This is a genomic window from Oribacterium sinus (assembly GCF_963553175.1).
GTDB classification, from domain to species: Bacteria; Bacillota; Clostridia; order Lachnospirales; family Lachnospiraceae; genus Oribacterium; species Oribacterium sinus_B.
On sequence record NZ_CAUVME010000052.1, the window covers coordinates 1 to 8,281 of the forward strand.

Here is an 8,281-nt window from a genome sequence, read left to right on the forward strand (position 1 = left end):
TTGCTTTAGGAGTTCGTTTTTCCGATCGTGCCACCGGAAATATTGCCCGGTATACACAAAATTGCAAAGTTATCCATGTAGACATCGATAAGGCGGAAATCGGAAAGAACATAAGCCCGGATTATTCCGTACAGGGGGATGTGAAGAAGTGGATTAAAGAAATTCTTCCAAAACTGAAGGAACAAAAGCATCCTAAGTGGTGGGAAGAAATCCATGGATTTGAAAAAACCAAGAGTAAAGTGGAGGGAGATTTCCATCCAAAGCATATCTTGGAGACCTTACGGAAGTATACGGAAGATGACACGGTGGTGGCTACCGATGTGGGACAGCATCAGATGTGGACAGCACAGTACTATCGTTTTGAAAAAGGCAGAACCTTCCTAAGTTCAGGCGGATTGGGAACCATGGGCTACGGATTGGGGGCGGCCATCGGAGCTTGTTTTGGAAGAAAGAAGGCCCATACCGTTTTAATTACTTCCGAGGGATCTTTTGGTATGAACTGCAACGAGTTATGCACAGCGGTTCATGAAAATTTACCGATTACCATTATTCTGATGAACAATCGAGTTTTGGGTATGGTGAGACAGTGGCAGACAGCCTTTTTCGGAAAGCGTTATTCCGAAACGGTTTTGGATAGAAGCACGGACTTTGTAAAGCTGATGGAAGCTTACGGCGGAAAGGGCTTTAATGCAAAAAATTGCAAGGAGTTGGAAGACGCTTTAAAGGAAAGAGAGCATTATAACGGACCACTTTTGATTAATTGCTCCATTAATCCGGATGAAAAAGTGCTTCCGATGATTCCTCCCGGAAAATCCGTGGATGATATTATTTTATAAGGAGGGGAGGAAAGATGAAGAAGTTTACCATTGACCTATTTGTAAATAACCGCTTCGGCGTTTTGAATCGGATTACAGGACTTTACTGTAAAAGAGCTTACAATATTGAATCTATCCAAGCCGGCCCTACAGAAATTCCCGGGTGTACCAAGATTGAAATCGTTTCCACCGGGGATGACTATATGCGTACTCAGGTAATTTCTCAGTTGGAGAAATTATATGACGTACGGAAGGTAGAGCTTCTTTCGGAGATGGATGGTGAATAAAGTCGTGAAATGCCGGAATTCGGCTTCACAATAGAGAGGCGGAACAGTGCTTTAAGGAAAGTCCCTGCATTTGTTCCAAGGGATCCCCTTATGGGGAAAAGTATAGAAGGAGAGAAAACAATGGCTATTATGTACTATGAGAAGGATTGTGACTTACAGTTATTAAACGGTAAAAAGGTTGCCGTGATCGGTTATGGCTCTCAGGGTCATGCTCATGCCCTGAATTTACGGGACAGCGGTGTGGATGTAGTCATCGGTCTTTATGAAGGTTCCAAGTCTGCCGATAAGGCAAGAGAAGACGGCTTTACCGTATACAACACAGATGAGGCTGTAAAGAAGTCCGATATTATCATGATTTTGGTAAATGACGAGAAGCAGGCTAAGCTTTACAAGGATCAGATTCAGGCAAACTTAAGTGAAGGTAAGACTCTTGCTTTTGCTCACGGATTCAACATTCATTATCATGCCATTGTTCCTCCAAAGAATGTAAATATTATCATGGTTGCACCCAAGGGACCGGGACATACCGTTCGTTCTCAGTATGTAGACGGAAAGGGTGTTCCCTGCCTTGTGGCTTGTGAGCAGGATTATTCCGGAAACTCTATGGATGTGGCTAAGGCTTATGCAGCTGCTATCGGCGGTGCAAGAGGCGGAATCTTAGAGACAACCTTTAAGGAAGAGACAGAGACAGACCTTTTCGGAGAGCAGGCTGTACTTTGCGGTGGTGTTTGCGCTTTAATGGAGGCAGGCTTCAATACTCTTGTTGAGGCAGGTTATAAGCCGGAAAATGCATATTTTGAGTGTGTACATGAGATGAAGCTGATTGTAGACCTGATTTTTAATGCAGGATTTGAGGGAATGCGTTACTCCATTTCCGATACAGCAGAGTACGGCGATTACACCGCAGGACCAAAGATTATCGGTGAGGAAGCAAAGAAGGCTATGAAGCAGATTCTTTCCGACATTCAGGATGGAACTTTTGCGAAGGATTGGATTTTGGAGAACCAGGCAGGAAGACCTCACTTCTTAGCAATGAGAGAGGAACATGCAGAAACCTTGGCTTCCAAGACAGGTCAGGATTTACGTCAGAAGATGGGATGGAAGCAGGTTCAGGATTTGGATCAAGCGAGATAATTGCCCTAGGCCAGCGGCACATTTTGTGCCGCTTTTTTTAAAAGAAAAAGGAAGTAGAAAGATGGAATTAACATTGGATCGGGTATATCAGGCAGCCCATGTTTTAAAGCCCGTAATACATAAGACGGATTTGGTACATGCAACAAGAATTCAAACAGATTGTGATTTATATTTAAAGACGGAAAATTTACAAAATACCGGTTCTTTTAAGATTCGAGGGGCTTACTTTAAGATATCCACCCTATCCGAGGAAGAGAGAAAAAAGGGAGTTGTAGCCTGCTCCGCAGGAAATCATGCCCAAGGAGTGGCTTTGGCTGCTCAGGCCAGCGGCACCAAGTCCACCATCTTTTTACCGGCCATTGCTCCTATTTCCAAAGTGGAGGCTACCAGAAGCTACGGGGCCAGTGTGAAAATGATAGACGGTGTCTATGACGATGCCTATGAAGCCGCGGTGAAATTCCAGGAGGAGCATGGATCTGTCTTTATTCATCCCTTTAATGATGTGGATGTTATGGCAGGACAGGGGACTATCGGAATGGAAATCTTGGATCAGCTGGAGGATGCGGATGCGGTAGTCGTTCCTGTAGGCGGAGGCGGACTCATTTCCGGTATTTCCTTTGTAATTAAGAAATTAAATCCAAAATGTAAGGTGTACGGAGTCCAGGCACAGGGCGCGGCTTCCATGGTGCAGGCGGTGAAGGATCATCATCTGGAGAGTCTGGAAGAAGTACATACCTTTGCGGATGGTATTGCGGTAAAATCTCCGGGCAGCTTAAGCTATGCCATGGTAGAAAAATATGTGGATGAGCTTGTGACAGTTACAGACGATGAAACTGCTGCAGCGATTTTAACTCTTATGGAAAGACAAAAAATTGTTTCCGAGGGTGCGGGAGCGGTTTCCGTAGCGGCAGTCCTTTTCAATAAGATTCCGGTAAAAGGCAAAAAGGTCGTTGCAGTTATTTCCGGCGGAAATATCGATGTGAATATCCTGGCCCGTGTAATTAACCGTGGTCTATTAAAAACCGGAAGAAAAGCAAGTCTTACCATTCCTCTTTTGGACAAGCCCGGACAGCTGGAAGAAGTTTCCAAGATTATTGCCGAGCAGGGAGCCAATGTGACCAAGGTGGATCACAATATCAATGTGGAGGATTCCGACATTAACGGATGTCATCTGACTTTACAGATTGATACCAGAGACTTTGCCCATATTGAGCAAATTAAGCAAGCCTTTATTCAAAGAGGATTTACTATTCTTTAGAGAGTTGAAAGAGTTTATCCAAGGATTGGAAAAATAGAGTAGGAGGAGAGATGACAGGAGCTGCTGCCATTGTAAAATGTTTGGAGTTGGAAAAGGTGGACTTTGTTTTCGGCTATCCCGGGGTAGCGATATGTCCCTTTTATGATAGCCTGGAAGACAGCGAAATCCGTTCCATTTTGGTGCGTACGGAACAGAATGCAGCCCACGAAGCCAACGGGTATGCCAGAATCAGCGGAAAGCCGGGGGTCTGTGCGGTAACCTCAGGACCGGGTGCTACCAACATTATCACAGGAATCGCCACTGCCTTTGCAGACAGTATTCCTTTGCTTGTAATCACAGGACAGGTGGAGAGTGCTTTACTGGGTTCCGATGTCTTCCAGGAGGCGGATATTTGCGGTGCCTGTGAATCCTTTGTAAAATACAGCTATACCGTACGAAATGTAGAGGAAATTCCTAAGATTTTCAAGGAAGCCTTTCATATTGCCATGACCGGAAGAAAGGGACCGGTTCTGATTGATATCCCTATTGATGTACAAAATGCTTCTCTTCGGAAATTCCAGTATCCGGAGGAGGTTAAGATGAGAACCTATAAGCCCACGGTACAGGGAAATCCGGTGCAGATTAAAAAGATGTTCCAGAGATTGGCAGCTACAAAGCGTCCGATTCTTTGCGTGGGCGGTGGCGTACATCTGGCAGATGCTAAGGAGAGGGTTCGGGCATTTTCCAAGAAATTCAATATTCCTGTGGTTTGTACCATGATGGGACTTGGTGTAATGGAGGAAAATGATCCCCTTTTCTTCGGTATGGTGGGGAATAACGGAAAACCGTACGGAAATAAGGCTATGAATCATGCAGACCTTATCATTATGATGGGTGCCAGAGTAGCAGACCGTTCCATTAGTCAGCCGGACTTAATTACAGATAATAAGACCTTGATTCACATCGACGTGGATCCCGCGGAAATCGGAAAGAATGCAGGACCGGAGATTCCATTGGTGGGAGATATTGCCAGCGTGTTGGATGCCTGCCTGGAGGAAGAGGGAGAATTTCATTATTCCTCCTGGATTTCCGAATTGGAGAATATTAAGGGAGAAATTCAAAAAGTTCTTCAGAAGAAGAAAGAAGAGGGAATGGCTAAAAATCATTTGGTTCATCCCGAATATTTCCTGGAAGAGCTGAATAAGCAGTTGAATCAGGACGCGGTTTATGTGGCTGATGTAGGACAGAATCAGCTGTGGTCCTGCGCCAATTATCAAATGAAAGAGGGACACTTCCTTACTTCAGGTGGTATGGGTACGATGGGATATTCTACGCCGGCAGCTATCGGTGCTTACCTGGCCGATTCGAAGAAGCAGGTGGTGGCAGTTATGGGAGACGGTTCCTTTCAGATGAGTATGATGGAATTGGCTACCATGAAACAATATAATATCCCCATTAAGCTGATTGTCTTCCATAATGGAGTATTGGGCTTGGTGCACCAATATCAGCACAAAACCTATCATGACCGTTTCACCATGGTGGATCTTACAGGAAATCCCGACCTTTCCATTTTGGCTAAGGCCTATGGACTTTCCTATGATGCCATTTCAAAAAATGAGGAAGTTTCTTCTAAAATCACTGCGTTCCTTAGCAAGAAGGAAGGCGGAATTTTGGAAGTGTATATTGACAGTCATGAGGTAGCGTGATGAAAAAAATATATTCTATTTTAGTGGAAAACCAGTCCGGTGTTTTGGCAAAGGTTGCAGGATTGTTCTGGAGAAGATGCTTTAATATCGATTCCTTGACGGTAGGAGAAACTGAGGATCATTCCGTTTCCAACATGGTGATTGTCTCCAGCGGCGAGAAAAAGACACTGGAACAGGTGGAAAAGCAGCTGAATAAAAAGCTGGATATTATTAAGGTTCGTACCTTTACGGAGACACAGGGGATTACCAGAGAATTACTTTTGGTAAAGCTCCGTTATAATCGGGAAAACCGAAAGGATATTATGGAAAACTGTCAGATTCTGGGGGCTAAGATTCTGGAGCTTAGTAAGAACCAGATGGTGATTGAAATGTGTGATACTCCGGAAAGAATCCAGATGTTTCTCGACACTTTAAAGACGGTGAGTATTTTGGAGTGTGCCAGAACCGGAACCTTAGCCATGTTAAAGCTGTCAGAGGGAAATGCTTAAGAAGAGAAGAAGCAAAAAATCCGGATTATAAGAAAAAAATAATAATTTTTCCATAGAACAGGGAGAAAAATAGGAAGAAAATAAAAAAGAAGCCATAGAGTATTTCTTGTATTTTCACAAAAGATTTGCGATAATATCAAAGATGTTCAATTGTTTTCCACAGAAAAGGAGATGTACAATGAAAAACGTATCAACAACAAATGCACCGGCAGCTATCGGACCTTATTCTCAGGGCTATGTTGTAGGAAATTTAGTTTTTGCTTCCGGACAGATTCCTGTAGATCCTGCTACAGGAGAGGTTGCAGGACCGGACATCGCAGCACAGGCTGAGCAGAGCTGCAAGAATGTTAAGGCTGTAATCGAGGCAGGCGGAAGTGATATTTCCAAGGTTTTCAAGACCACTTGTTTCCTTGCTGATATGGCTGATTTTGCTACCTTTAACAGCATTTACGAGAAGTACTTTACTTCCAAGCCGGCACGTTCCTGCGTGGCAGTAAAGACCTTACCAAAGAATGTTCTTTGTGAAATCGAGGCTATTGCGGAGATCTAATATGAAATTTTATTCCTATGAATATTTATTAAGTAGGATAGAAGTGACCAACTGGCTGCAAATTAGTTTTGCAGCCGTTGCGGCACTTCTATTGTTGTTTGCATTGTTTATGTCTTTTCGAGATAAAAAAACCACTAAGTATAGAGAGTTATCATTAATTGCTTTACTTTTGGTGCTTGTGACAATTGCTGTACATATTAATAACTATCAAAGCCATAAAAGAATTGATGATCAATACAGCACTGCTCTAAGAGTGATTGAGCAGGCATCTGGTCTATTGGAGGAAGATAAAACGGACTTGTATATCAATACCCAGGCGGCAAGAGATGGAGCGATTATTAAGACCAAAGAAGATCAGTTTTACCGTATTATTTCTGTGGATGGAAACATACTTTTGGAAAAAATGAATTTGTATAATCCTCAGACAGAAATTGTGGATGTGGAGAAGTAGAGTATAGTATCTTAAAGTATTATGCAGAATTAAAGGGTCATAAGGTATTGATGTAATTTGGAGGAGAAGTAGATGGTTGTATCTTATATAAATATTACCATTAAATTGGCACTGGGACTTTTGTCCATTGTAATGGTCATAAATTTTACCGGAAAAGGAAATTTAGCCCCTTCTTCTGCCAGCGACCAAGTACAGAATTACGTTCTTGGTGGCATTATCGGTGGTGTAATATATAATGAGAACATAGGGCTTTTACAATATTTTATTATTTTATTGATTTGGGTTTGCCTTGTTTTGAGCTTAAGATGGTTAAAAACCAATAGCGCCTTTTTCAAAAAAGCCATAGATGGAGAGCCGAGTTTGTTGATTAGCAGAGGGAAACTGGATACAGAGGCTTGTAGAAAGGCAGGGCTTACTGCTCACGAAATTATGTTTAAGTTACGAAGCAATAATATCTATAGTATTCGAAATGTTAAGCAAGCGGTACTGGAGCAGAACGGACAGCTAATTGTAGTAATGTCGGGGGAAGAAAACCCAAGATACCCTCTGGTTACGGATGGAACAATTCAGGTTAAGGCTTTGGATAGTATTGATAAGACAGAGGAATGGCTTTTGGAAAGACTAAAGGAACAGGGAGTAGAATCGATTTCTGATGTATTTTTAGCTGAATACGAAAATGGAAATCTGAACATTGTCCTTTATTAATAAAAAAATAAGGAGGAGATTATGAGGTGTAAAGTTTGCGGTACGGAAGTAAAAGAAAATCAACGGTTTTGTCCTACCTGTGGCTTATTGATTGACCTTTCTTTCTCCCCCTTTCAGAATCTCGAAGTACAGCCTCAGACGGAAAAGGAAGAGGAACCTGAATTTTTAAAACAACAGATGCTGGCACAGGAAGAGGCGGAGAGCGAGGAAGAGTCTTTGGAAAATCTTCCTTTGAAGAAAAATGTTGATGAATTCCTGGAGGAACAAAAAGAGGCCGGAGAGTTGGAATATGCACCGGAGGAAGAGCCTATTCAAGAAGAACTTTCACAGGAAGAAGTTTTACAGGAAGATGTTTCACAGGAAGAACTTGAGGAGAAAGCTGTACAAGCAGAGGCTGTAAAGGAGTCTGTAGCTTCGGAAGAGAAAGAAGAAACCAATACAGCCGCTCTTTCAAAAGAACAGGAAGAAACCGGTACCGATACACTTTCAGGGGAACAGGAAGAAACCGATACAGCTGCTCTTTCAAAAGAGCAGGAAGAAATCGATAGAGATGCTCTTTCAGAGGAACAGGAAGAAGCCAGCTTCATTGAAGCCTTTTTCCGGGAGAAGGAAGAGCATGGGGAAGAAGAGTCTCAGCAGGAAGAAGCTCAGGTACAGGAATCTATACAAGAGGAAGCGGAACAAGAAGGACTGAAAGAAGAGACATCGGAACAAGAAACATCGGAACAAGAGGAAGCCGGAATACAAGAATTTGTACCGGAGGTATTTACTGAGGAAGATTCTAAAGAAGATTCTCATGGAGAAGAGCTTCAAGAGAAAGACCCTCAAAAGGATGAGCCTCAAGAGGATGAATCTCAAGAGGATGAATCTCAAGAGGATGAATCTCAAGAGGATGAATCTCAAGAGGA

10 protein-coding genes are annotated in these 8,281 nt (G+C 42.8%); all 10 read left to right on the top strand.

Annotated elements, in window-relative coordinates; all coding sequences use genetic code 11:
* On the top strand, window positions 1-836 hold an 836-nt coding region (locus tag RYO92_RS10260; RefSeq protein WP_315370325.1), incomplete at its 5' end, for a thiamine pyrophosphate-binding protein.
* Between the two features lie 14 nt (window positions 837-850).
* Window positions 851-1,102, top strand: coding sequence for an acetolactate synthase small subunit (gene ilvN / locus RYO92_RS10265; RefSeq protein ID WP_007156254.1), 252 nt, complete (start codon window positions 851-853; stop codon window positions 1,100-1,102).
* Window positions 1,103-1,222: 120 nt separating this feature from the next.
* The gene (gene ilvC / locus RYO92_RS10270) at window positions 1,223-2,236 is read left to right on the top strand and encodes a ketol-acid reductoisomerase (protein ID WP_040648345.1); all 1,014 of its coding nucleotides are present in this window, start codon (window positions 1,223-1,225) and stop codon (window positions 2,234-2,236) included.
* A gap of 61 nt (window positions 2,237-2,297) precedes the next feature.
* Window positions 2,298-3,494, top strand: a complete 1,197-nt coding sequence (gene ilvA, locus RYO92_RS10275; protein WP_040648343.1) for a threonine ammonia-lyase — start codon at window positions 2,298-2,300, stop codon at window positions 3,492-3,494.
* A gap of 50 nt (window positions 3,495-3,544) precedes the next feature.
* On the top strand, window positions 3,545-5,179 hold the full coding sequence (ilvB, locus tag RYO92_RS10280) for a biosynthetic-type acetolactate synthase large subunit (RefSeq protein WP_315370326.1): 1,635 nt from the start codon (window positions 3,545-3,547) through the stop codon (window positions 5,177-5,179).
* Complete coding sequence (gene ilvN, locus RYO92_RS10285) at window positions 5,179-5,667, top strand: acetolactate synthase small subunit (protein ID WP_007156250.1); 489 nt, start codon at window positions 5,179-5,181, stop codon at window positions 5,665-5,667. The genes ilvB and ilvN (RYO92_RS10285) overlap by 1 nt, the downstream gene beginning before the upstream one ends.
* A 178-nt stretch (window positions 5,668-5,845) precedes the next feature.
* Complete coding sequence (locus RYO92_RS10290) at window positions 5,846-6,217, top strand: RidA family protein (protein WP_183684468.1); 372 nt, start codon at window positions 5,846-5,848, stop codon at window positions 6,215-6,217.
* Between the two features lies 1 nt (window position 6,218).
* Window positions 6,219-6,668 carry a DUF3290 family protein gene (locus tag RYO92_RS10295; protein ID WP_007156248.1) on the top strand — a complete coding sequence of 150 codons (450 nt, stop codon included), beginning with the start codon at window positions 6,219-6,221 and terminating at the stop codon, window positions 6,666-6,668.
* Between the two features lie 72 nt (window positions 6,669-6,740).
* On the top strand, window positions 6,741-7,373 hold the full coding sequence (locus tag RYO92_RS10300) for a DUF421 domain-containing protein (protein WP_315370327.1): 633 nt from the start codon (window positions 6,741-6,743) through the stop codon (window positions 7,371-7,373).
* A 21-nt stretch (window positions 7,374-7,394) separates the two neighbouring features.
* Window positions 7,395-8,281, top strand: an 887-nt coding sequence (locus tag RYO92_RS10305) for a zinc ribbon domain-containing protein (protein ID WP_331648966.1), incomplete at its 3' end; no start/stop codon positions are given.

Coding starts and splice junctions, on each gene's coding strand:
- ilvN (WP_007156254.1), top strand. CDS start 851: ATGAAGAAGTTTACCATTGACCTATTTGTAAATAACCGCTTCGGCGTT.
- ilvC (WP_040648345.1), top strand. CDS start 1,223: ATGGCTATTATGTACTATGAGAAGGATTGTGACTTACAGTTATTAAAC.
- ilvA (WP_040648343.1), top strand. CDS start 2,298: ATGGAATTAACATTGGATCGGGTATATCAGGCAGCCCATGTTTTAAAG.
- ilvB (WP_315370326.1), top strand. CDS start 3,545: ATGACAGGAGCTGCTGCCATTGTAAAATGTTTGGAGTTGGAAAAGGTG.
- ilvN (WP_007156250.1), top strand. CDS start 5,179: ATGAAAAAAATATATTCTATTTTAGTGGAAAACCAGTCCGGTGTTTTG.
- RYO92_RS10290 (WP_183684468.1), top strand. CDS start 5,846: ATGAAAAACGTATCAACAACAAATGCACCGGCAGCTATCGGACCTTAT.
- RYO92_RS10295 (WP_007156248.1), top strand. CDS start 6,219: ATGAAATTTTATTCCTATGAATATTTATTAAGTAGGATAGAAGTGACC.
- RYO92_RS10300 (WP_315370327.1), top strand. CDS start 6,741: ATGGTTGTATCTTATATAAATATTACCATTAAATTGGCACTGGGACTT.